Source organism: Comamonadaceae bacterium OTU4NAUVB1, assembly GCA_024372625.1.
Lineage (GTDB): Bacteria > Pseudomonadota > Gammaproteobacteria > Burkholderiales > Burkholderiaceae_C > Variovorax.
Map to the genome: position 1 here is coordinate 2,043,524 of CP099605.1, position 23,316 is coordinate 2,066,839.

Annotated in this window: 17 protein-coding genes; 13 read left to right on the top strand and 4 right to left on the bottom strand. The window is 69.1% G+C overall.

The window, feature by feature from the left end:
• The first annotated feature begins 30 nt into the window (after positions 1-30).
• The 3 genes from NF681_13100 to NF681_13110 all read left to right on the top strand — a co-directional run bounded on the left by NF681_13100 (position 31) and on the right by NF681_13110 (position 4,846).
• Complete coding sequence (locus tag NF681_13100; GenBank protein ID UST53257.1) at positions 31-1,953, top strand: PrkA family serine protein kinase; 1,923 nt, start codon at positions 31-33, stop codon at positions 1,951-1,953.
• Positions 1,954-2,018: 65 nt separating this feature from the next.
• Positions 2,019-3,314 (top strand): YeaH/YhbH family protein, encoded by a 1,296-nt coding sequence (locus tag NF681_13105; protein UST53258.1) that lies wholly within the window; start codon positions 2,019-2,021, stop codon positions 3,312-3,314.
• Complete coding sequence (locus NF681_13110) at positions 3,311-4,846, top strand: SpoVR family protein (protein UST53259.1); 1,536 nt, start codon at positions 3,311-3,313, stop codon at positions 4,844-4,846. Before NF681_13105 ends, NF681_13110 begins: the two co-directional genes overlap by 4 nt.
• A gap of 10 nt (positions 4,847-4,856) precedes the next feature.
• On the opposite strand, the gene NF681_13115 is transcribed toward NF681_13110, so the two are convergent.
• Both NF681_13115 and aroQ read right to left on the bottom strand, forming a co-directional pair.
• Positions 4,857-5,561: a DNA-3-methyladenine glycosylase I gene (locus tag NF681_13115; protein UST53260.1), complete on the bottom strand. Its 705-nt coding sequence runs from the start codon at positions 5,559-5,561 to the stop codon at positions 4,857-4,859.
• Positions 5,558-6,010, bottom strand: coding sequence for a type II 3-dehydroquinate dehydratase (gene aroQ, locus NF681_13120; GenBank protein UST53261.1), 453 nt, complete (start codon positions 6,008-6,010; stop codon positions 5,558-5,560). The genes NF681_13115 and aroQ overlap by 4 nt, the downstream gene beginning before the upstream one ends.
• Before the next feature lie 107 nt (positions 6,011-6,117).
• On the opposite strand from aroQ, the gene NF681_13125 reads away from it, so the two are divergent.
• Genes NF681_13125 through NF681_13140 form a run of 4 tightly spaced genes read left to right on the top strand, consistent with a single transcriptional unit; the run spans position 6,118 to position 9,716 of the window.
• Positions 6,118-7,227, top strand: coding sequence for an S-(hydroxymethyl)glutathione dehydrogenase/class III alcohol dehydrogenase (locus tag NF681_13125; GenBank protein UST53262.1), 1,110 nt, complete (start codon positions 6,118-6,120; stop codon positions 7,225-7,227).
• Positions 7,220-8,155, top strand: coding sequence for an alpha/beta hydrolase (locus NF681_13130; protein ID UST53263.1), 936 nt, complete (start codon positions 7,220-7,222; stop codon positions 8,153-8,155). The genes NF681_13125 and NF681_13130 overlap by 8 nt, the downstream gene beginning before the upstream one ends.
• Before the next feature lie 20 nt (positions 8,156-8,175).
• A complete protein-coding gene (gene fghA / locus NF681_13135; protein ID UST53264.1) occupies positions 8,176-9,045 on the top strand; it encodes an S-formylglutathione hydrolase in 870 nt (289 codons plus the stop codon).
• The gene (locus NF681_13140) at positions 9,042-9,716 is read left to right on the top strand and encodes a 3'-5' exonuclease domain-containing protein 2 (protein UST53265.1); all 675 of its coding nucleotides are present in this window, start codon (positions 9,042-9,044) and stop codon (positions 9,714-9,716) included. The genes fghA and NF681_13140 overlap by 4 nt, the downstream gene beginning before the upstream one ends.
• Positions 9,717-9,774: 58 nt before the next feature.
• On the opposite strand, the gene NF681_13145 is transcribed toward NF681_13140, so the two are convergent.
• Positions 9,775-10,323, bottom strand: coding sequence for a gluconokinase (locus NF681_13145; protein UST53266.1), 549 nt, complete (start codon positions 10,321-10,323; stop codon positions 9,775-9,777).
• A gap of 207 nt (positions 10,324-10,530) precedes the next feature.
• On the opposite strand from NF681_13145, the gene NF681_13150 reads away from it, so the two are divergent.
• Positions 10,531-11,157, top strand: coding sequence for a hypothetical protein (locus tag NF681_13150; GenBank protein ID UST53267.1), 627 nt, complete (start codon positions 10,531-10,533; stop codon positions 11,155-11,157).
• A gap of 25 nt (positions 11,158-11,182) precedes the next feature.
• Here the strand turns inward: NF681_13150 and NF681_13155 are convergent, their stop codons facing one another.
• Positions 11,183-12,271, bottom strand: a complete 1,089-nt coding sequence (locus NF681_13155) for a PA0069 family radical SAM protein (protein UST53268.1) — start codon at positions 12,269-12,271, stop codon at positions 11,183-11,185.
• A 207-nt stretch (positions 12,272-12,478) separates the two neighbouring features.
• On the opposite strand from NF681_13155, the gene glgB reads away from it, so the two are divergent.
• From glgB to glgX, 5 genes are all read left to right on the top strand, one after another.
• A complete protein-coding gene (glgB, locus tag NF681_13160) occupies positions 12,479-14,374 on the top strand; it encodes a 1,4-alpha-glucan branching protein GlgB (GenBank protein UST53269.1) in 1,896 nt (631 codons plus the stop codon).
• A 443-nt stretch (positions 14,375-14,817) separates the two neighbouring features.
• Positions 14,818-16,818 (top strand): alpha-1,4-glucan--maltose-1-phosphate maltosyltransferase, encoded by a 2,001-nt coding sequence (locus NF681_13165; protein ID UST55770.1) that lies wholly within the window; start codon positions 14,818-14,820, stop codon positions 16,816-16,818.
• A 39-nt stretch (positions 16,819-16,857) separates the two neighbouring features.
• On the top strand, positions 16,858-20,184 hold the full coding sequence (gene treS, locus NF681_13170) for a maltose alpha-D-glucosyltransferase (GenBank protein ID UST53270.1): 3,327 nt from the start codon (positions 16,858-16,860) through the stop codon (positions 20,182-20,184).
• A 39-nt stretch (positions 20,185-20,223) separates the two neighbouring features.
• Positions 20,224-21,096: a hypothetical protein gene (locus tag NF681_13175; GenBank protein UST53271.1), complete on the top strand. Its 873-nt coding sequence runs from the start codon at positions 20,224-20,226 to the stop codon at positions 21,094-21,096.
• Positions 21,097-21,112: 16 nt separating this feature from the next.
• Positions 21,113-23,311: a glycogen debranching protein GlgX gene (glgX, locus tag NF681_13180; GenBank protein UST53272.1), complete on the top strand. Its 2,199-nt coding sequence runs from the start codon at positions 21,113-21,115 to the stop codon at positions 23,309-23,311.
• The last annotated feature ends 5 nt before the right edge of the window (positions 23,312-23,316 follow it).

A 23,316-nucleotide genomic window follows, 5' to 3' on the forward strand; every position in this document is an offset into this window, starting at 1 on the left:
CCGCCTCATTGACTCGATGGAGGTATTTCCATGGACGTGATCAGCAACTTTGCCGCCCGCTACGACCGCACGCGAGAAGAGGTTATCTCGCTGCAGGAGTATCTGGACCTCTGCAAGCGCGACCCGCTCGCCTACGCCACCGCCGCCGAACGCATGCTGCGGGCCATCGGCGATCCGCAATTGGTCGACACGCGCAACGACCCCCGCCTCTCGCGCATCTTCGCCAACAAGGTCATCAAGCTCTATCCGGCCTTCAAGGAGTTCTATGGCATGGAGGACGCCATCGAGCAGGTGGTGTCCTATTTCCGGCATGCCGCGCAGGGACTGGAGGAGAAGAAGCAGATCCTCTATCTGCTGGGCCCGGTGGGCGGCGGCAAGAGCTCCATCGCCGAACGCCTGAAGCAGCTCATGGAACACGTGCCGTTCTATGCCATCAAGGGCTCGCCCGTGAACGAATCGCCCCTGGGGTTGTTCGATCCGGTGGAGGACGGCGAGATCCTGGAGAAGGAATACGGCATCCCGCGGCGCTATCTCCAGCGCATCCTCTCGCCGTGGGCGGTGAAGCGGCTGGAGGAATACGGCGGCGACATCCGCAAGTTCCAGGTCGTGCGCCGCTATCCGTCGGTGCTGCGCCAGATCGGTGTGGCCAAGACCGAGCCGGGCGACGAGAACAACCAGGACATCTCGTCGCTCGTGGGCAAGATCGACATCCGCAAGCTGGAGACCTACGCGCAGGACGACCCCGATGCGTACTCCTACTCCGGCGGCCTGTGCCTGGCGAATCAGGGCCTGCTCGAATTCGTGGAGATGTTCAAGGCGCCCATCAAGGTGCTGCATCCGCTGCTGACGGCCACGCAGGAGGGCAACTTCAAGGGCACCGAGGGCTTCGGCGCCATTCCCTTCGACGGCGTCGTGCTCGCGCACAGCAACGAAAGCGAGTGGAAGGCGTTTCGCAACAACAAGAACAACGAGGCTTTCCTCGACCGCATCTACATCGTCAAAGTGCCCTACAGCCTGCGGGTTTCCGAGGAGATCAAGATCTACGAGAAGCTGGTGCGGACCTCCTCGCTCGCGCAGGCGCCCTGCGCGCCCGGCACGCTGCGGATGATGGCGCAGTTCTCGGTCCTCACGCGACTGAAGGAACCGGAGAACTCCAGCATCTTCAGCAAGATGCAGGTCTATGACGGCGAGAGCCTGAAGGACACCGATCCGAAGGCCAAGTCGCTTCAGGAATACCGTGACTACGCGGGTGTCGACGAGGGCATGAGCGGCGTCTCCACGCGCTTCGCCTTCAAGATCATCTCGCGCGTCTTCAACTTCGACAGTTCGGAGATCGCCGCCAATCCGGTGCATCTGATGTACGTGCTCGAGCAGCAGATCGAGCGCGAGCAATTCCCGGCGGAGACCGAGCAGAAGTACCTCGCCTACATCAAGGAGCAGCTCGCCGCGCGCTATGCCGAGTTCATCGGCAAGGAGATCCAGACCGCCTATCTGGAGAGTTACAGCGAGTACGGCCAGAACATCTTCGACCGCTACGTCACCTACGCCGACTACTGGATCCAGGACCAGGAATACCGTGACGTCGACACGGGCGAGGTGTTCGACCGCGTCTCGCTCAATGCGGAATTGGAGAAGATCGAGAAACCCGCGGGCATCTCCAATCCCAAGGACTTCCGCAACGAGATCGTCAATTTCGTGCTTCGCGCGCGCGCCGGCAATGCCGGCAGCAATCCGGCATGGACCAGCTACGAGAAGCTGCGCACGGTGATCGAGAAGAAGATGTTCTCCAACACCGAGGAGTTGCTGCCCGTCATCAGCTTCAACACCAAGAGCAGCGCCGACGAACAGAAGAAGCACCAGGACTTCGTGGCGCGCATGGTGGAGAAGGGCTACACGCCCAAGCAGGTGCGCCTGCTGTGCGAGTGGTACCTGCGGGTGCGCAAGAGTTCCTGAGTCCCGCGGGCGGGAGACGGTGTCGTAGGTGACGCAGATGCGCTTCGGCGCGGAGGTCGGGCAACGTGGCAATGCTTCAACAGATCATCGACCGGCGCCTGTCGGGGAAGAACAAGTCGATCGGCAACCGCGAGCGCTTCCTGCGCCGCTACCGGGGGCAGATCCGGGACGCGGTGAGGAAGGCCGTGAGCGGGCGCAACATCCGGGACCTCGAACGTGCCGAGGACATCACCCTGCCCCGGCGCGATGTCTCCGAGCCGGTCTTCGGCCATGGCGCCGGCGGCAACCGTGAACACGTGCATCCGGGCAACCAGGAATACCTGAAGGGCGACCGGATCGCCCGGCCGCCCGGCGGCGGCTCCGGCAAGGGCAAGGGCGGCGGCGAGGCCGGCGACAGCGGCGAGGGAGAGGACGACTTCGTCTTCACGCTCACGCGCGAGGAGTTCATGCAGGTCTTCTTCGAGGACCTCGCCCTGCCCCACCTGATCCGCACCCAGCTCGCCGAAGTACCGGAATGGAAGAGCCATCGCGCCGGCTTCAAGAGCGACGGCAATCCCAGCAGCCTGCACGTCGTGCGCTCCATGCGCGGCGCGCTCGCGCGGCGCATCGCCCTGGGTGGCGCCGAGCGCATCGCGCTGCACCGCATGGAGGCCGAGCTGCTGCGCCTGGAACTCGAACCCGGCGCCGACGCGCCGCCGTTGTCCGAGCGCGTCGAGGCGCTGAAGGCCGAGATCGCCGAGGCGCGCCGCACCGCCAAGCACGTGCCCTACATCGACCCGATCGACCTGCGCTTTCGCAACCGCGTGCGCGTCCCGGTGCCCAGCGCCAAGGCGGTGATGTTCTGCCTGATGGACGTCTCGGGCTCGATGGACGAGTCGCGCAAGGACATGTCCAAGCGCTTCTTCATGCTGCTCTATCTGTTCCTTACGCGGCACTACGAGAAGATCGAACTGGTCTTCATCCGCCATCACACGCAGGCGCAGGAAGTCACCGAGGAGGAGTTCTTCCGCGCCACCGAGACCGGCGGCACGGTGGTCTCCAGCGCGCTGGTGCTGATGGAGGAGATCGCGCGCGCGCGCTATCCGAGCGGCGAATGGAACATCTACGGCGCGCAGGCCAGCGACGGCGACAACTGGCACCAGGACAGCGGGCGCTGCCGCAAGGTGCTCGACGAATCGATCCTGCCCCTGGTGCGCTACTACGCCTATGTGCAGGTGGCCGAGGCGGAGCAGAACCTGTGGCAGGAATACGCCCAGCTCGCCGCCATCAAGACCAACTTCGCGATGCGCAAGGTCGCGAGCGCGCAGGACATCTATCCGGTGTTCCGCGATCTGTTCAAGAAGGAAGGAACGCACGCATGACGACCGACCTGCGCTCCGCGTCCCGCGCACGGCAGTTGCCCAGTCCCTCGGACTGGACCTTCGAGCTGATCGAGACCTACCACCAGGAGATCCGGCGCACCGCCGAGTCCTTCGGACTGGACACCTATCCCAACCAGCTGGAGGTCATCACCTCCGAGCAGATGATGGACGCCTACGCCAGCGTGGGCATGCCGGTCATCTATCGCCACTGGTCCTACGGCAAGCAGTTCATCGCCACGGAGAAGAACTACAAGCGCGGCCACATGGGCCTCGCCTACGAGATCGTCATCAATTCCGATCCCTGCATCGCCTACCTGATGGAGGAGAACACGCTGGCGATGCAGGCCCTGGTGATCGCCCACGCGGCCTATGGCCACAACAGCTTCTTCAAGGGCAACTACCTGTTCCGCATGTGGACGGACGCCTCCTCGATCGTCGACTACCTGGTGTATGCGCGCAACTACGTGCACGAATGCGAGGAACGTCACGGCCTCGACGCGGTGGAGGAACTGCTCGACTCCTGCCATGCGCTGATGAACTACGGCGTCGACCGGTATCGCCGCCCCCAGAAGCGCTCGCTGGCGCAGGAGGTGAGCCAGCGCGCGGAGCGCGAGCATCACCTGCAGCAGCAGGTCAACGACCTCTGGCGCACCCTGCCGAGGCGCGTCGAGGCAACCGCCGGCGTGGACGCGCTGCGGCGCTTTCCGGCCGAGCCGCAGGAGAACCTGCTGTATTTCATCGAGAAGAACGCCGCCCTGCTCGAGCCCTGGCAGCGCGAGATCGTGCGCATCGTGCGCAAGATCGCGCAGTACTTCTATCCGCAACGCCAGACCCAGGTCATGAACGAGGGCTGGGCCACCTTCTGGCACTACACCCTGCTCAACACCATGTACGACCGTGGCCTGCTGGCCGACGGCTTCATGATGGAGTGGCTCGCCTCGCACACCAGCGTGGTCCACCAGCCGCCCGTGGGCCATCGCGCCTACAACGGCATCAACCCGTACGCGCTGGGTTTCGCGATGTTCACGGACCTGCGCCGCGTCTGCGAGAAGCCGACCGAGGAAGACCGCCGCTGGTTTCCGGACTACGCCGGCAGCGACTGGCTCGCGACGCTCGACCATGCGATGCGCAACTTCAAGGACGAGAGCTTCGTCGGGCAGTTCCTGAGCCCCAAGACCATGCGCGACTTCCGCCTCTTCGCGGTGCGCGACCATGTCGATCAGCCCGAACTGGTGATCTCCGCCATCCACGACGACGGCGGCTACCAGGCGCTGCGCGAATCGCTCTCGCGCCAGTACGACATCGGCAGCCGCGAACCCGACATCCAGGTCTGGAACGTGAACCTGCGCGGCGACCGCTCGCTCACGCTGCGCCACGTGCAGCGCAACGGCCAGCCGCTGCACGAGGGCACGCACGAGGTGCTCAAGCACGTGGCGCGGCTGTGGGGCTTCGACGTGCGGCTCGAGAACGTCGACGCGCAGGGCCGCGTCACCCTGCGCGACACGGCCCTCGGCCCGAAGCATCCGTTCTGAACACGCCCGCTCAGGGCGGTCGCGGCACGCGCAGGTCCCGGCGCGCCCGCAGCGCCTGCTCGCGCGCCACGCAGCCTTCGACGTGGTCGTTGACCAGTCCCATGGCCTGCATGAAGGCGTAGGTCGTGGTCGGCCCGACGAAACGCCAGCCGCGCTGCTTCAGGTCCTTCGACAGCGCGGCCGCGGCCGCGGTCGCGGAAGCGGTCGGCGCCGCCAGCGCCCCGGCGATGGCCCGCGCCGGCCGCGCCGAGGTGTCGGGCTCGAAGCGCCAGACATGCGCCGCGAGCGAGCCGCACGCGTGGCGCAGTTCGATCGCCCGGCGCGCGTTGTTGATCGTCGCCTCGATCTTGCCGCGATGGCGCACGATGCCCGCATCCGCCAGCAGGCGCGCCACGTCCGCCTCGCCGAAGCGTGCGACGGCCTCGGCATCGAAATCGGCGAAGGCGCGCCGGAATTGCGCACGCTTGTTCAGGATGGTCAGCCAGCTCAGGCCGGCCTGGAAGCCCTCCAGGCACAGCTTCTCGAACAGCCGGCGGTCGTCGGTGACCGGGAAGCCCCATTCGTGGTCGTGGTAGTGGCGGTAGGCCGGTGTCGCCCGGCACCAGCGGCAGCGCGCCAGCCCGTCGTCCTCGGCGACGAAGAGTCCGTCGCCGACCTCGGGCGCCGTCGCGGCCGGCGACGGCGAGGGTGAAGGCGACGGATCCCGCGTCGTCATCGGTCGTCGAGTCGCGCCAGCGCCCCGATGGCCAGGGCATAGCCCTTGACGCCCAGGCCCACGATGATGCCGCGCGCCACCGGCGAGATGAACGAGTGGTGGCGGAAGGCCTCACGCGCGTGCACGTTGGAGATGTGCAGCTCGATCACCGGCACGTTGGCGCCCTTGATGGCGTCGTGCAGCGCGACCGAGGTGTGCGTGTAGGCGCCGGCGTTGAACACCACGCCCAGCAGGCGGCCGGCGGCCACCTCGCGGCCGGCCTCGTGGATCCAGTCGATCAGCGCGCCTTCGTGGTTGGACTGTCGGCATTCGACCTCGACGCCGAGCTCCGCGCCCGCCGCCTCGCACAGGCGCACCACGTCGGCCAGGGTTTCGTGACCGTACTGGGCCGGCTCGCGGGTACCGAGCAGGTTGAGGTTGGGGCCGTTGAGGACCAGGATCTTCTTCATGGGCAGTCTCCGATTGGGGCGGACATTATGTGGGTCGCCGAACCGTCTTAAGCTCTGCCGTCCACGACGCGCGCCGTCGTCATCCACACCGCGAAGGAAACGCTTCCATGAAAACCAAAGCCGCCGTCGCCTGGCAGTCCGGCCAGCCGCTCACCATCGAGACCGTCGACCTCGAGGGACCGAAGTTCGGCGAAGTGCTCGTCGAGATCAAGGCCACCGGCATCTGCCACACCGACTACTACACGCTCTCCGGCGCCGACCCCGAGGGCATCTTCCCGGCCATCCTGGGCCACGAGGGCGCGGGCATCGTGGTCGACGTCGGTCCCGGCGTGACCTCGCTGAAGAAGGGCGATCACGTCATTCCGCTCTACACGCCGGAATGCCGCCAGTGCAAGTTCTGCCTCTCGCGCAAGACCAACCTCTGCCAGCTCATCCGCGGCACGCAGGGCAAGGGCCTGATGCCCGACGCCACCAGCCGCTTCAGCCTGGACGGCAAGCCCATCTTCCACTACATGGGCACCTCGACCTTCAGCAACTACACGGTCGCCCCGGAGATCTCGCTGGCCAAGATCCGCGAGGACGCGCCGTTCGACAAGGTCTGCTACATCGGCTGCGGCGTGACCACCGGCATCGGCGCGGTGATCTTCACGGCCAAGGTCGAGGCCGGCGCGAACGTGGTGGTCTTCGGCCTCGGCGGCATCGGCCTGAACGTGATCCAGGGCGCGCGGATGGTGGGCGCCGACAAGATCATCGGGGTGGACATCAACCCCGCCCGCCAGGAGATGGCGCGCAAGTTCGGCATGACGCATTTCATCAACCCGAACGAGGTCGACAACGTGGTGGACGCCATCGTGCAGCTCACCGACGGCGGCGCCGACTACAGCTTCGAGTGCATCGGCAACACCAAGGTGATGCGCCAGGCGCTCGAATGCACGCACAAGGGCTGGGGCCGCAGCATCATCATCGGCGTGGCCGAGGCCGGCGCGGAGATCGCCACGCGGCCGTTCCAGCTCGTCACCGGGCGCCACTGGGAGGGCTCGGCCTTCGGCGGCGCGCGCGGCCGCACCGACGTGCCCAGGATCGTCGACTGGTACATGGAAGGCAAGATCGACATCGACAGCCTCATCACCCACACCATGCCGCTGGAGGACATCAACAAGGGCTTCGACCTGATGAAGCGCGGCGAGTCGATCCGCGGCGTGGTGCTGTATGACTGAAGCGGCCGCGTCCCTGGGCAGCCTGCGCCGCGTGCGCGCCGGGGTGCTGGACGTCGCCTTCCACGAGAGCGGCCCGGCCGACGGCACGCCCGTGCTGCTGATGCACGGTTTTCCCTACGACGTCCACGCCTATGCCGAGGTCGCACCGCTGCTGGCCGCGCGCGGCTGCCGCGTGGTCGTGCCGTACCTGCGCGGGTACGGGCCCACCTCCTTCGTCGACGCCGCGACGCCGCGCTCGGGCGAGCAGGCCGCGCTCGGCGCCGACCTGCTCGCGCTGCTCGATGCGCTGGGCATCGAGCGCGCCGTGCTGGCGGGCTTCGACTGGGGCGGCCGCGCGGCCTGCATCGTCGCGGCGCTGTGGCCGGAGCGCTGCATCGGCCTGGTCTCGTGCAACAGCTACAACCTGCAGCACATCGCCGCCGCCGGCCAGCCCGCTCCGCCCGCGAACGAGCACCGCCACTGGTACCAGTACTACTTCCATTCTGAGCGCGGCCGCGCCGGGCTGGCGCAGGACCGCGAGGGGTTCTGCCGGCTCCTGTGGTCGCTGTGGTCGCCCACCTGGGCGTTCGACGACGCGACCTACGCGCGCACGGCCGCCGCCTTCGCCAACCCGGACTTCGTCGACGTGGTGATCCATTCCTACCGCCACCGCCACGGCCTGGTCGATGGCGATCCGGCCGTGCGGGACATCGAGGCGCGTCTCGCCGCGCAGCCCGACATCGCCGTGCCGGCCATCACGCTCGACGGCGCCGACGACGGCGTGATGTCGGTCGGTGGCACCGCCAGCCACGCGCACCACTTCACCGGCCATCACGCGCACCGCGTCGTGCCCGGTGCCGGCCACAACCCGCCGCAGGAGAAGCCGCAGGCCTTCGCCGACGCCGTCCTCGACGTCATCGCGCCCGCGCCCCTGTCGACCGCCCCCTGACCGCCCCCCTTGATCACCTCATGACCGACGCCCTCAAGACCCTCTCGGCGCACCGCTGCTTCGGCGGCACGCAGCAGTTCCTCGAACACGACGCGCGCGCGACCGGGCGGCCGATGCGCTGCTCGGTCTTCCTGCCGCCGCAGGCCACCCCGGACCGGCCGGTGCCCGCCCTGGTCTACCTCGCCGGACTGACCTGCAACGAGGAGACCTTTCCGACCAAGGCCGGCGCCCAGCGGCTGGCGGCCGACCTCGGCCTGGCGCTCGTCGCGCCCGACACCAGCCCGCGCGGCGCGAACGTGCCGGGCGAAGCCGACAGCTGGGACTTCGGCGTCGGCGCGGGCTTCTACCTCGACGCCACCGAGGCGCCCTGGGCCGCCAACTGGCGCATGGAAAGCTGGCTGATCGACGAGTTGCTGCCGTTGCTGGGCACCGCGCTGCCGATCGACCGGTCGCGCCTGGGCGTGTTCGGGCACTCGATGGGCGGCCACGGCGCCCTGACCCTGGCGCTGCGGCATCCGGGCCTGTTCGGCTCGCTCTCGGCGCTGGCGCCGATCTGCGCGCCGATGCGCTGCCCGTGGGGCGAGAAGGCCTTCACCGGCTACCTGGGCGCCGACCGCACGCGCTGGCTCGAACACGACGCCACCGTGCTGATGGAGAACCAGCCGACGGCGCCCTACCCCGGCGGCATCCTGGTCGACCAGGGACTGGACGACAGATTCCTCGCCGCCGGGCAACTGCGGCCCGAACTCCTCGAAGCCGCCTGCGCGGCCGTCGGCCAGCCGCTGACCCTGCGCCGCCACGCGGGCTACGACCACGGCTACTACTTCGTGCAGAGCGTCGTCGGCGACCACCTCGCGCACCACGCGCGTCAGCTGGGAGCGGCGGCATGAGCGATCGCCACGACACCCCCACGTCCCCCACGCGAATCCAGCAGTCCAACCGGCCGCAGGTGCCCACGCGCGAGGAGATCGCGCTGCTCGACGTCTTCGAGGGACTGGGCCCGCGCGACATCGAGGTCGTCTCGACCGCGCCGCAGGCGGCGGGCGCCCTGGCCGCCGTCGGCGCGCTGCGGGTCGTCGGCTTCGACACCGAGTCCAAGCCGACGTTCCTGAAGAACGAGGTCTCCACCGGCCCGCACGTGGTGCAGTTCGCCTCGCCCGACCGGGCCTGGGTGTTCCAGCTGCACGACCCCGAATGCCGCGCCGCCGCCGCGCACCTGCTCGCCTCCAGCGCGCTGACCAAGGTCGGTTTCGGCCTGGCCGGCGATCGCACGCAGATCCGCCACACGCTGGGCATCGAGCCGCAGGCGGTGGTCGACCTCGACACCGTCTTCAAGCGGCGCGGCTACCGCAACTCGGTCGGCGTGAAGGGGGCCGTGGCGATGGTGTTCGGCCAGCGCTTCGTGAAGTCGCGCAAGCAGACGACTTCGAACTGGGCCGCTAGGCACCTGTCCGAGGGCCAGGTCTGCTACGCGGCCAACGACGCCTACGCGGCGCTGCGCGTGTGCGAGGCGCTCGGACTGGACGCGCCGTCGCTGACGCCGCTGCCGCTGTCGGACTGAGCGACGGCGCGTCGTCGCGCCGGCGTCGGAGCGGCTGCGGACCGGCCGCGGCCTCGACTCAGACGGCCGCTTCCTCCAGCCACCGCACCACCGCCGCGACCGAACGCGACATCGTCGCCGTCGCCGGCACGTCGATGACGCCCGGCTCGCCGGTGGGCGCCTCCAGCGTGGCGAACTGGTTGGCCACCAGGCTGGCCGGGAACATGTGGTGCGACGAACGTGCCGCCACGCGGCGCTCGGCCTCGTCGCGCTCCAGCACCAGGAAGACGAAGCACAGGCCCGGCACCACCGCGCGCAGGCGCTCGCGATAGTCCCGCTTCAGGGCCGAACAGGTGAGCACCGCGCCCCCGCGCGCACCGTCCATCGCGCGCCCCAGGGTGTCGAGCCAGCCGGCGCGGTCGGCATCGGTCAGCGGGATGCCGGCACTCATCTTCTCGACGTTGGCCGGCGGATGGAAGTCGTCCCCCTCGATCAGCGGCAGCGCCAGGCGTTCGGCCAGCGCCGCGCCGAGCGTGGACTTGCCGCAGCCCGAGACGCCCATGACGACGAGCCAGCGGGCACCGGGTGGGAGGGAGCGGACCGGTGCGGTTTCGGTGGGGTGGGACATGGTGCGGACGTGGAAGCGGAATGAGGATCGGATGACGGCTGACTGCGCGGGCCGTCTTTGTACTGCGCCCGGTTCGGCGGAACGCCCGATTCTCGACACGTGCCGGACGATGGACAAGCCCAGGCACGCAGGAAGACCCTGCCTCGCTCCCACCACCAGCTCGTCGACGGAGTCTGCGACCTTCATCCACCCATTGCTTCGACCGCCATGACCACACTGCTTTCCCTCGCGCGTCCGGCCGCCCTCGCGCTGGCCGCCTCCCTGCTCGTCGCCTGCGCCTCGACGCCACGGCCCGAGGCCCAGTGGACCGATCCGGCCCTGGGCACCCAATCGCGTCTCCTCCAGGGCCAGAAGGTGCTGGTGGCCTGCGATGCCTACGACGTGGCGGTGCGCCAGCTCTGCCAGGACGCGTTGTTCCAGGAAGTCCTGGCCCGGGGCGCGCAGCCGGTCGTGCTGCCCGCCGGCGCCACCTTCATGACCGACCGCGAACTCGATGGTCAGCTGGTGGGCAGCGCCACGGGGCTGGGCGCCCGGGCGGTGATCGTGCTGGCGCTGACGCCGGCCACCGCCAGCGCGGGCTCGGGGGTGTCGCTGGGCATCGGCGGCTTCAGCTTCGGCCGGGGCGGCGGCGGCGGCATCGGCCTGGGCGTGCCGATCGGCGGCTCGCAGGTCAGCACCGGCTTCTCCGCCAACGGCCGCGTGACGGACGCGCGCACCGGGCGGCTGGTGTGGACCACCAGCTTCGTCGCCTCGCCCTCGCAGGACCTGCGCGCGCAGTCGGCGGCGCTGGCCAAGTCGGTGGTCGACGCGGCGCAGGCGTCCGGCTTGTTCTGAACCCGGCGGCCCGGCCCGCGCCGGCTCAGAACAGGTTGCCCTGGCCCGCCGCCGACGGCGGCCGGAACGCCCCCAGGTCCAGCGCGATGCGCTCGCGGCCGAAGCCGATGCGTCGGGTGGCCTTCTCGAAACGCTGCCGGATCAGGTCGGCCCACGGACCGCTTCCCTTCATGCGCGTGGCGAAGTCGGCGTCGTAGTCCTTGCCGCCGCGCAGGTCCTGGATGCGCGCCATGACGCGCGCGGCGCGCTGCGGATGGTGCAGGTCCAGCCATTGCCGAAACAGCGGCGCCACCTCCCACGGCAGACGCACCACCGTGTAGAAGGCGCTGCGCGCCCCGGCCTCCCAGGCGGCATCCAGCACCTGCTCCATGTCCTCGGTCAGGAACGGGATCTGCGGCGCCACGCTCACGCCGACCGGCACCCCGGCCTCGGCCAGCGCCCGGATGGTGCGCAGCCGCCGGTGCGGCGCGGCGGCACGCGGCTCCAGCGCGCGGGCCAGCACCGGATCGAGCGTGGTGACGGTGACGTAGACGGCGGCCAGGCGGCGGGCCGCCATCGGCGCGAGGAGGTCGAGGTCGCGTTCGACCGCGCTCGACTTGGTGACGATGCCCAGGGGATGGCGCGCCTCCTGCAGCACCTCCAGGATGGCGCGCGTGAGCCGCAGTTCGCGCTCGATGGGCTGGTAGCAGTCCGTGGCGGTGCCGATCGCGATCTGCCCGGGGCGGTAGGCCTTGCGGCCGAGTTCCGCGCGCAGCACCTCGGCGATGTTGCGCTTGGCGACCAGGCGGGTCTCGAAGTCCAGGCCCGGCGACAGCCCGAGGTAGCTGTGCGTGGGGCGGGCGAAGCAATAGATGCAGCCGTGCTCGCACCCCCGGTAGGGATTGAGCGAGCGATCGAAGGGAATGTCGGGCGAGTCGTTGTGGCTGAGCGCGGACTTCGCGTCCTCGAAGCGGACGTGCGTCTCGGGCGGCGGCGGACCGTCGGCCACACCGTCCTCCAGCGTGCCCCAGCCGTCGTCGAAGGCGTCGCGCGCGTCGCGCTCGAAGCGGTGCGGGAGGCGCGTCGCCGCGCCGCGGCCCTTGAGGGCGTGCAGGGGAATGAATGCGTCGGCCATCAGGACTGTGGTTATACACAGTCTTCGAGCACGGGAAAACGAGGACGACGGAATCGGACGCCCGGGCGCGCGAAGTGAGGACTGAAGTTAGCCATCGTCCGACACGCCAAAGCGCGCGCTGTCACCGGAGTGCCAACGCCCATGCGTTCCAATGGTTCGACAAGCAGTTGCCGGAATGGTCCGGCACGGTTTCGAGGAATTCCACCCGTGCACATCGAACAATCGCGCCTGAGCGAGCAGGACGTCTGGCTTTTCCGCGAGGGTCGGCATGCCCGGCTCCACGACACCATGGGCTGTCAGCTGCACGAGGGCGGGGGTGCCTCCTTCGCCGTCTGGGCGCCCAATGCCTGGGCCGTCTCGGTCATCGCCGACTGGAACCACTGGAACGACCAGGCGACGCGGCTCACGCTGCGCGACGACGGCAGCGGCATCTGGGAGGGCCACGCGCCCGAGGCCACGCGCGGCGCGGTCTACAAGTACCGGATCTTCTCGACCCAGAACGGCTACGTGGTCGACAAGGCCGACCCCTTCGCCTTCTACGCCGAGCAGGCGCCCGCGACCGGCTCGCGCGTCTGGTCGCTCGAGCACGAATGGAACGACGCCGAGTGGATGGCCGGGCGGGGACCGAAGAACGCCCTGGACGCCCCGATGTCCATCTACGAGCTGCATCCGGGCTCCTGGCAGCGCGAGGACGGCGCGATGCTCGGCTGGGCCGAACTCGGCGAGCGGCTGGCCGACTACGTGGTCGAGATGGGCTTCACGCACATCGAGCTGATGCCGGTGACCGAGCACCCCTTCTACGGCTCCTGGGGCTACCAGACCACCGGCTACTTCGCCCCGACCTCGCGCTACGGCACGCCGCAGGAGTTCATGGCGTTCGTCGACCACCTGCACCAGCGCGGCATCGGCGTGCTGCTCGACTGGGTGCCGTCGCACTTTCCCACCGACCAGCACGGCCTGGGCTATTTCGACGGCACGCACCTCTTCGAGCACGCCGATGCGCGCCAGGGCTTCCACCCGGAGTGGAACTCGAGCATCTTCAACTACGGGCGCAACGAGGTCCGCAGCTTCCTGATCTCGTCGGGCCTGTTCTGGCTGGAGAAGTACCACCTCGACGGCCTGCGGGTCGATGCCGTGGCCTCCATGCTCTACCTCGACTACGCGCGCAAGCACGGCGAATGGATCCCCAACAAGTACGGCGGCCGCGAGAACCTCGAGGCCATCGAGTTCCTGCAGGACCTCAACCGCGCGGTCTACCGCGAGCACCCCGACACCGTGTCCATCGCCGAGGAGTCGACCGCCTGGCCGATGGTCTCGCGTCCTACCGACATGGGCGGCCTGGGCTTCGGCATGAAGTGGAACATGGGCTGGATGCACGACACGCTCAAGTACTTCTCGCGCGACCCGCTGCACCGCCGCCATCACCAGGGCCAGCTCACCTTCTCGATGGTCTACGCCTTCGACGAGAACTTCGTGCTGCCCCTCTCGCACGACGAGGTGGTGCACGGCAAGGGTTCGCTGATCGACAAGATGCCCGGCGACGACTGGCAGCAGTTCGCCAACCTGCGCGCGCTGTTCGGCCTGATGTGGGGCCATCCCGGCAAGAAGCTGCTCTTCATGGGCTGCGAATTCGGCCAGCGGCGCGAATGGACGCACGACGGCGAACTGCAGTGGTGGGCCCTGGGCGACCCGAAGCACGCCGGCCTGCAGCGCTTCGTGCGCGACCTCAACCGGCTCTACCGCGACGTGCCGGCGCTGTACGAGGTCGATTTCTCGGCCGCCGGCTTCGAGTGGATCACCGCCGACGACAGCGAACACAGCGTGATCGCGTTCCTGCGCAAGCCGCGCGATGGCGGCGCGCCCGCGCTGGTGGTGTGCAACCTGACGCCGCTGCCGCGCGTGAACTACGTGGTGGGCGTGCCGCACGGTGGCGTCTGGGACGAGCGCCTCAACAGCGACGCCGCCGTGTACGGCGGCTCGGGCTGGGGCAACCTCGGCGACGTCACCGCCGCGCCGCTGCCCGCGCAGGGCCGGGCGCACTCGCTCACCCTCACCCTGCCGCCGCTGTCGACCCTCATCCTCACGCCCGCCCAGACCCTCTGACGCCCGACGACGCCATGCCCAAATCCGACCTGCCCAAATCCGCCAAGCCAGCCAAAGCCGCCAAGAACGCCAAGGACACCGCCGTCGCGGCGGCACCGGCACCGAAGAAGTCCGCCCGTCGTGCGGCCGAGGCCGCGGCCAAGCCGACGCCGGCCGTGCAATCGACCCTGATCGAGGAGACGCCGCCCGCGCTGGTGTCGATCCCGGCCAAGGCCGCGCCCGCCGCCAAGGCGCCCCGCGCCTCGCGCGCCAGGAAGCCGAAGCCGGCCGCCGTGGTGGACGGCACGCTCGAAGCGGGTGCCGATCCGGGGCCCGCCGGCGGCGCCGTGGTCGCCGAGGCGGCGCCCTCGGTCTTCGCCGACGCCGCCACGGCGGTCGTGCCGGTCACGCCCTCGCCGAAGCCGGCCACGGCGCCCGTCGCGCCCGCGCCCGCTTTCGCCAACATGCCCGAGGACGGGCACGTCCGCGCCGTCGTCGACGCGGTGCTGCCGGCCGTCGACGGCGGGCGTTTCGCCGTCAAGCGCGTGGCCGGCGAGCGTTTCGACGTCACGGCGCACTGCTTCGCCGACGGCCACGACGTGCTGCGGGTGATCCTGCAATGGCGCGCCGAGGGCGATGCCGAGGTCACCGAAGTGCCGATGACGCTGCTCAACAACGACATCTGGGAGGCCTCCTTCACGCCGCCGGTGCCCGGACGCTACGGCTACACGGTGGTGGCCTGGGTCGACGGCTTCGCGTCGTGGCGACACGAACTCACGCGACGCGTCGACGAGGACGACATCCGCATCGCCGCGCAGGTCGGCGCGATCGAGCTGCTGGCCGCCGCCGGCCGCGCGCGTGGCGCGGACGCCGACGCGCTGAGCCGGTTCGCCCGCGAGCTGGAGCAGGCCGCGCTCGACCGGTCCATGGAAGCCGCCGCCATCAAGGCCCTCGCGCTGGACGCCGACACCGAGGCGCTCGCCGCCCGCTATCCGGACCGTCGCGCCGAGGCGCGCCACGCGGTGGAACTGCCGCTGGTGGCCGACCGCGAACGCGCGCGCTTCAGCAGCTGGTACGAACTCTTCCCGCGCTCGGCCGGCGACACGCCGGGCGTGCACGGCACCTTCAAGGACGTCGAGAAGCGCCTGCCGGCCATCGCCAAGATGGGCTTCGACGTGCTGTATTTCCCGCCCATCCATCCGGTGGGCCGGGTGCAGCGCAAGGGCAAGAACAACGCGCTCGTGGCCGGTCCCGACGACGTCGGCAGCCCCTGGGCCATCGGCTCGACCGAAGGCGGCCACAAGTCGATCCTGCCGGCACTGGGCACGCCCGAGGACTTCCGCCACCTGGTCGCGCAGGCCAGGGCGCTGGACATCGACATCGCGCTGGACATCGCGTTCCAGTGCGCGCCGGACCACCCCTACGTCACCGAGCACCCGGGCTGGTTCCGCTGGCGTCCGGACGGCAGCGTGCAGTACGCCGAGAACCCGCCCAAGAAGTACCAGGACATCTACCCGTTCAACTTCGAGTGCGAGGAATGGCGCGGCCTGTGGGCCGAACTCAAGAGCGTGTTCGACCACTGGATCGGCGAGGGCGTGACGGTGTTCCGCGTCGACAACCCGCACACCAAGGCGTTCCCGTTCTGGGAATGGGCCATCACCGAGATCAAGCGCGAGCACCCGGAGATCATCTTCCTGGCCGAGGCCTTCACGCGCCCGAAGGTGATGCACCGCCTGGCCAAGCTGGGCTATTCGCAGTCCTACACCTACTACACCTGGCGCAACACCAAGGCCGAGCTGGAGGCGTACTTCACCGAGCTGTCGCAGGGCCCGGGCCACGACTACTTCCGCCCGAACGTCTGGCCCAACACGCCCGACATCCTGCACGAGCAACTCCAGGAAGGCGACGCGGCCACCTACCGCGCGCGCCTGGTGCTGGCGGCCACGCTGGCGGCGAGCTACGGCATCTACGGCCCGGCCTACGAACTCCTGGAGCACCGCCCGCGCCATGCCGGCAGCGAGGAATACCTCGACTCCGAGAAGTACCAGTTGCGCACCTGGGACCACGACCAGCCCAAGAGCCTGGCGCCCTTCATCGAGCGCGTCAACCGCATCCGCCAGGACAACGAGGCCCTGCGCGCGAACGGCAGCCTGCGCTTCCTGGCGGTGCAGAACGACCAGCTGATCGCTTACGCCAAGGCCTCCGAAGACGGCCTGAACGTGATCGTGACCGTGGTCAACCTCGATCCGCACCACGCGCAGGAAGGCTGGATCGGGCTGGAACCCGACTCGATCGACGTCGAGCCCGGCCAGCCCTGGCAGATGCACGACCTGCTGAGCGACCAGCGCTTCACCTGGAACGGCGACTGGCACTACGTGCGGCTCGACCCGCAGCGCGCGCCGGCGCACGTCTTCGTGGTGCGCCGCAAGGCGCGCGACGAGAACGACTTCGAATACTTCGTCTGACCCCGTCGACCCGACATCCTCCCTAAGAAGTCTCTCGCCATGAATGCTCCTTTGCCCGGCCTGACGCTGGAAAACCCGCAGATCGACACCAGCGACGATCCGCAGTGGTACCGCGACGCGGTCATCTACCAGCTCAACGTCAAGGCCTTCTTCGACACCAACAACGACGGCGTCGGCGACTTCAAGGGCGTGACGGCCAAGCTCGACTACGTGAAGGAGCTGGGCGTCAACACCATCTGGCTGATGCCCTTCTATCCCTCGCCGCTGCGCGACGACGGCTACGACATCTCCGAGTACGAGAACGTCAATCCCCAGTACGGGACCATCGAGGACTTCAAGGAGATGCTCGACGCGGCGCACCAGCGCGGCCTGCGCGTGATCACCGAGCTGGTCATCAACCACACCTCCGACCAGCACCCGTGGTTCAAGGCCGCCCGCCGCGCCCCGCCCGGCTCGCCCGAGCGCAACTTCTACGTCTGGAGCGACACCGACCAGATCTACCAGGGCACGCGGATCATCTTCACCGACACCGAAACCTCCAACTGGACCTGGGACCCGGTGGCCAAGCAGTATTTCTGGCACCGCTTCTTCAGCCACCAGCCGGACCTCAACTTCGACAACCCGGCGGTGATGGAGGCCATCCTGAAGACGATGCGCTTCTGGCTCGACATGGGGGTCGACGGCTTCCGGCTCGACGCCATCCCCTACCTCGTGGAGCGCGACGGCACCAGCAACGAGAACCTGCCCGAGACCCACGTGGTCATCAAGCAGCTGCGCGCGGCGATCGACGCCGAGTACAAGAACCGCTTCCTGCTGGCCGAGGCCAACATGTGGCCGGAGGACGTGCGCGAGTACTTCGGCAACGGCGACGAGTGCCACATGGCCTACCACTTCCCGCTGATGCCGCGCATGTACATGGCCATCGCGCAGGAGGACCGCGACCCGATCATCGAGATCCTGCAGCAGACCCCGGAGATCCCCGACGGCTGCCAGTGGGCGATCTTCCTGCGCAACCACGACGAGCTGACCCTGGAGATGGTGACCAGCCGCGAGCGCGACTACATGTACCGCATGTACGCGGCCGACCCGCGCGCGCGCATCAACCTGGGCATCCGACGGCGCCTGGCGCCGCTGATGGAGAACGACACCGACCGCATCAAGCTCATGAACAGCATGCTGCTGTCGATGCCCGGCTCGCCCATCATCTACTACGGCGACGAGATCGGCATGGGCGACAACGTGTTCGTGGGCGACAGGAACGGCGTGCGTACGCCGATGCAGTGGAGCCCGGACCGCAACGCCGGCTTCTCGCGCGCCGACCCGCAGAGCCTGTACCTGCAGCCCATCATGGACGCGATGTACGGCTACGAGGCGCTCAACGTCGAGACGCAGTCGCGCGAGGCCAGTTCCCTGCTCAACTGGACCAAGCGCATGCTGGCCGTGCGCAAGACCAGCCGCGCCTTCGGCCGCGGCCGGCGCCGCTTCCTGAAGCCCGGCAACCGCAAGGTGCTGGCGTACATCAGCGAGCACGACAACGACCTGATCCTGTCGGTGTTCAACCTCTCGGGCTCGGCCCAGCCGGTGGAGCTGGACCTGTCGGCCTACAAGGGCCGCGTGCCGGTGGAGATGCTGGGCAAGACCGCGTTCCCGCCGGTGGGCGACCTGCCCTACCTGCTGACCATGCCCTCGCACGGCTTCTACTGGTTCCGCCTCTCGGCCGACGTGGCGATGCCCAGCTGGCACCAGGAAGGCGTGCCGCTGCAGGACCGCCCGGTGCTGGTGCTGTTCGACGGCTGGACCAGCTTCTTCCGCGAACGCGTGATGCCCTGGCGCATCGGCATGGCCGAGCGCATGCGGCTGCAGCTGGAGACCGAGACGCTGCCGCTGCACGTGCAGACCCAGCGCTGGTACGCCTCCAAGGGCACGCCGGTGCAGCGCGCCCGCCTGCGCGACCACGCCGTCTGGGAGGACGGCGAGCGCAGCTGGATGCTGCCGCTCGTCGACCTCGACGGCCCGGCCGAGGCCTCGACGTACTTCATGCCCCTGGCGCTGGCCTGGGAGGACCGCGACGACGAGCAGATCAAGGCGCTGATGCCCGGCGCCGTGGCCAAGGTGCGCCAGCAGGCCGACGTCGGCGTGATGGCCGATGCCTTCTGCGACGAGCACTTCTGCCGCGCGGTGGTCCAGGCGATCGGCCGGCGCACCGAGCTGCCGACCACGCGCGGCAAGCTCCTGTTCCGCCCGACCGCGGCCTTCGCCAGCCTGGCGGGCGAAGGCATCGACGCGATGGCGGTCACTCCGCCCAGCGCGCACAGCAGCAACACCGTCGTCACGCTGGGCGAGCAGCTGTTCCTCAAGGGCTATCGGCGCCTGCGCCCGGGCATCAACCCGGAACTGGAGATCGGCCGTTTCCTCACCGAGGTCGCGCGCTTCCCCAACTGCGTGCCGGTGGCCGGCGCACTGGAGTACGCCGCCGAGGACGGCGGCGTCATGACGCTGGCGATCGTGCAGGCCTTCGTGCCCAACCAGGGCGACGGCTGGGACTACACCCTGGCCTACCTGGAGCGCCACCTGGAATCCCTGCGCACGTTCGACGCGCCGCAGCCCGAGGACGTGCACGGCGGTTTCCTGGCGCTGATCCACACCCTGGGCGAGCGCACCGCCGAGCTGCACCTGGCCCTGTCGGTGCGTTCGGGCGACCCGGCCTTCGACCCGGAACCGGTGACCACCGTGGACGTGCAGGGCTGGCGTGACCGCGCCGGCAGCGAGGCCACGCGCACGATGGAACTGCTGTCCGAACGCCTGTCGGAGCTCAGCCCGGAAGTGCAGGAGGACGCCAAGCGCCTGCTGGCCCATGCCGACGAGGTGCGCGCGCGCGTGGCCGCCTTCCCGCTCGAGGGCCAGGACGGCCTGAAGACCCGCTACCACGGCGACTACCACCTGGGCCAGGTGCTGGTCTCGCGCAACGACTTCCTGATCATCGACTTCGAAGGCGAGCCGGCGCGCACGTTCGAGGAGCGCCGCCAACGCAGCTCGGCCCTGCGCGACGTGGCCGGGATGGTGCGCTCGTTCAACTACGCGCACTGGTCGGCGCTGCGACGCGTCGCCCAGAGCCCCGACGAGCTCGTCAAGCTGGAAGCGGCCGCGCGCGACTGGGAGAACCAGACGCGCGACGCCTTCCTCAACGCCTACGGCGAACGCATGATCGAAGGCGGATCGACCCAGTCGGGCGAGGCGGCCGAACGCCTGCTCGCGCTGTTCGAGTTCGAGAAGGCCATGTACGAGCTGCGCTACGAGCTCAGCAACCGCCTCGACTGGGTGCAGGTGCCGCTGCAGGGCATCCTGGCCCTGGTCGACCGCGCCTGATCCGGCATCAGGCCCCACCCCTCACCGGAGAACGACGACATGGAAAATTTCGGCATCCACCTGGAGCCCTTGCGGGCCATCCTCTATCAGATCGGCATCTTCCTGCCGCGCCTGCTGTTCGCCGTGGCGGTCATCATCGGTGGCTGGCTGCTGGCCAAGGTGGTGCGCTTCGCCGTCATCAAGGCGCTGCGGGCGGTCAACTTCAACGTCCTGACCGAGCGCTCGGGCATGGACAACTTCCTGCGCCAGGGCGGCATGGTCGGCGACACGACCAGCATCTTCGGCATCCTGGCCTACTGGCTGGTGGTGCTGGCGGCGCTGCTCATGGCCTTCAACAGCCTGGGGCTGACCTACATCACCGACCTGCTGGTGCGCGTGGTGTGGTTCGTGCCCAACGTGTTCGTGGCGCTGCTGGTGCTGGCCTTCGGTGCCTACTTCGCGCGCTTCATCGGGGACACCGTCACCACCTACGGGCGCAACGTCAAGCTGCAGGACGCGCGCGTGCTCGGCAAGCTGGCCCAGTACGCGGTGATGGCGTTCGTGGCGCTGATCGCGCTCGACCAGATCAAGGTCGGCGGCGACATCATCCGCGAGAGCTTCCTGATCCTGCTGGCGGGCGTGGTGTTCGCGGTGGCGCTGGCCTTCGGCCTGGGCGGCCGGCTCTGGGCGCAGGAGCGCATCGAGCACTGGTGGCCGCGCGACTCGGCCTCCAGCCGCCGCACGCAGGACCTGAAGGACGCGCTGCGCGAGGCCGCCGCGAGCACGCCCACGCCGTCGTCGCCCACGCCGGGCCCGACCCCCGGCACCGGTGCCCCGGTGCGCGACGCGACCCGTTCCGATCCGTTCAAGGACAGCGGCCGCGACCCGGCGCGCGACCGCCCGCGCGGCCCGTTCGACGGCCGCCTGCCTTGACCGCACCGGCCCGACGATGAAGCGCAGCGATCCGATCCAGGTCGTCTGGCCCGGCAAGCCGTACCCGCGCGGTGCGAACTGGGACGGCGAAGGCGTCAACTTCGCCCTGTTCTCGCAGCATGCGGAGAAGGTCGAGCTGTGCCTGTTCGACGACAGCGGCCGGCGCGAGCTGCAGCGCATCGTGATGCGCGAGCGCACCGAGGACGTCTGGCACTGCTACCTGCCGCAGGCGCGGCCCGGCATGGCCTACGGCTACCGGGTCCACGGCCCCTACAAGCCCGACGAGGGCCATCGCTTCAACCCCCACAAGCTGCTGATCGACCCCTACGCCAAGGACTCGGTCGGCCAGCTGCGCTGGAGCGACGCGCTCTACGGCTACACCATCGGCAGCAAGCGCGAGGACCTGTCGTTCGACCGCCGCGACAGCGCCGCCTTCATGCCCAAGGGCCGCGTGCTGGAGACCGCCTTCACCTGGGGCGGGGACCGCCCGCCGGACATCGCGCGGCAGGACATGGTCATCTACGAGATGCACGTGCGCGGCTTCACGATGCGCCACCCCGCCGTGCCCGAGGACCTGCGCGGCACCTACGCCGCGCTGGCCACCGCGCCGGTCATCGAGTACCTGCAGCGCCTGGGCGTCACCACCGTCGAGCTGCTGCCGGTGCACAGCTACCTGAACGACCACCACCTCGCCCAGAAGGGCATGAAGAACTACTGGGGCTACAACACGCTCGGCTTCTTCGCCCCGGAGATGCGCTACAGCGCCTCGCGCAAGGTCAAGGAATTCAAGACCATGGTGAAGACGCTGCACTCGGCGGGCATCGAGGTCATCCTGGACGTGGTCTACAACCACACCTGCGAAGGCAACCAGATGGGCCCGACGCTGTCGCTGCGCGGCATCGACAACGCGGCCTACTACATCCTCAACGCCGGGCGCCGGCGCTACTACGACGACTTCACCGGCTGCGGCAACACCGTCAACCTGGAGCACCCGCGCGCGCTGCAGCTGGTGATGGACTCGCTGCGCTACTGGGTCGAGGAGATGCACGTCGACGGCTTCCGCTTCGACCTGGCCTCCGCCCTGGCGCGGGAGTCGGGCAAGGTCGAGAACCTGGGCGGCTTCTTCGACGCCATCCGCCAGGACCCGGTGCTCAACCGCGTCAAGCTCATCGCCGAGCCGTGGGACCTGGGTCACGGCGGCTACCAGGTGGGCAACTTCCCGCTCGGCTGGGCCGAGTGGAACGACCGCTACCGAGACGGCATGCGTTCCTACTGGAAGGGCGACGGCCACCGCCTCGGCGACGTCGCCCGGCGCCTGACCGGCTCGCAGGACCTCTACGGCTGGTCGGGCAAGCAGCCGCACGCCAGCATCAACTTCATCACCGCCCACGACGGCTTCACGCTGCACGACCTGGTGTCGTACAACGAGAAGCACAACGAGGCCAACGGCGAGGACAACCGCGACGGCAGCAGCAACAACGTGTCGTGGAACTGCGGCGTCGAGGGTCCGAGCGACGACCCCGACATCCGCTCGCTGCGCGCGCGCCAGAAGCGCAACCTGCTCGCCACGCTGATGCTCTCGCAGGGCGTGCCGATGCTGCTGGCGGGCGACGAGTCGGGACACACGCAGCACGGCAACAACAACGTCTACTGCCAGGACAACGAACTCGGCTGGCTCGACTGGGACCTCGACGGCGAGCGCGGCGAACTGCTCGAGTTCGCGCAGCGGCTGGTCCACCTGCGGCGCCGGCATCCCTCGTTCGGGCGGCGCAGCTTCTTCCAGGGCGTCGCGCCCGACGGCGCCGGCGTCCGCGACCTGGTGTGGTTCCGCCCCGACGGACAAGAGATGACCCCGGCCGACTGGGGCGACGGCAACGCGCGCTGCATCGGCATGTTCATGTCCGGGCTCGGCATCGCCGACGTCGGCCCGCGCGGCGAGATGCTGCGCGACGACGACTTCTTCCTGCTGCTCAACGCGCACCACGAACACATCGACTTCCGTCTGCCCGCCGACGGCGGCGCGCCGTGGCGGGTGGAGATCGACACCACGCATCCCGACGACGCGGCCGCCGCCGCCCAGGCACTGGCGGCCCCCCTCCCGCGCGACGGCGAAGACGCCGCCGCGCCTTCTTTCCCCGGCGACGCGGCCTGGTCCCATCCGCTGCATTGCCGCTCCCTCGTTCTGCTGCGCCGCCCGGCGCATTCCGGCCCATGACCCAT

Bases quoted from the DNA above. Each gene is read 5' to 3' on its own strand.
- NF681_13100 (UST53257.1), top strand. From the start codon at position 31: ATGGACGTGATCAGCAACTTTGCCGCCCGCTACGACCGCACGCGAGAA.
- NF681_13110 (UST53259.1), top strand. From the start codon at position 3,311: ATGACGACCGACCTGCGCTCCGCGTCCCGCGCACGGCAGTTGCCCAGT.
- NF681_13115 (UST53260.1), bottom strand. From the start codon at position 5,561: ATGACGACGCGGGATCCGTCGCCTTCACCCTCGCCGTCGCCGGCCGCG.
- aroQ (UST53261.1), bottom strand. From the start codon at position 6,010: ATGAAGAAGATCCTGGTCCTCAACGGCCCCAACCTCAACCTGCTCGGT.
- NF681_13125 (UST53262.1), top strand. From the start codon at position 6,118: ATGAAAACCAAAGCCGCCGTCGCCTGGCAGTCCGGCCAGCCGCTCACC.
- NF681_13130 (UST53263.1), top strand. From the start codon at position 7,220: ATGACTGAAGCGGCCGCGTCCCTGGGCAGCCTGCGCCGCGTGCGCGCC.
- fghA (UST53264.1), top strand. From the start codon at position 8,176: ATGACCGACGCCCTCAAGACCCTCTCGGCGCACCGCTGCTTCGGCGGC.
- NF681_13140 (UST53265.1), top strand. From the start codon at position 9,042: ATGAGCGATCGCCACGACACCCCCACGTCCCCCACGCGAATCCAGCAG.
- NF681_13145 (UST53266.1), bottom strand. From the start codon at position 10,323: ATGTCCCACCCCACCGAAACCGCACCGGTCCGCTCCCTCCCACCCGGT.
- NF681_13150 (UST53267.1), top strand. From the start codon at position 10,531: ATGACCACACTGCTTTCCCTCGCGCGTCCGGCCGCCCTCGCGCTGGCC.
- NF681_13155 (UST53268.1), bottom strand. From the start codon at position 12,271: ATGGCCGACGCATTCATTCCCCTGCACGCCCTCAAGGGCCGCGGCGCG.
- NF681_13165 (UST55770.1), top strand. From the start codon at position 14,818: ATGCCCGAGGACGGGCACGTCCGCGCCGTCGTCGACGCGGTGCTGCCG.
- treS (UST53270.1), top strand. From the start codon at position 16,858: ATGAATGCTCCTTTGCCCGGCCTGACGCTGGAAAACCCGCAGATCGAC.
- NF681_13175 (UST53271.1), top strand. From the start codon at position 20,224: ATGGAAAATTTCGGCATCCACCTGGAGCCCTTGCGGGCCATCCTCTAT.
- glgX (UST53272.1), top strand. From the start codon at position 21,113: ATGAAGCGCAGCGATCCGATCCAGGTCGTCTGGCCCGGCAAGCCGTAC.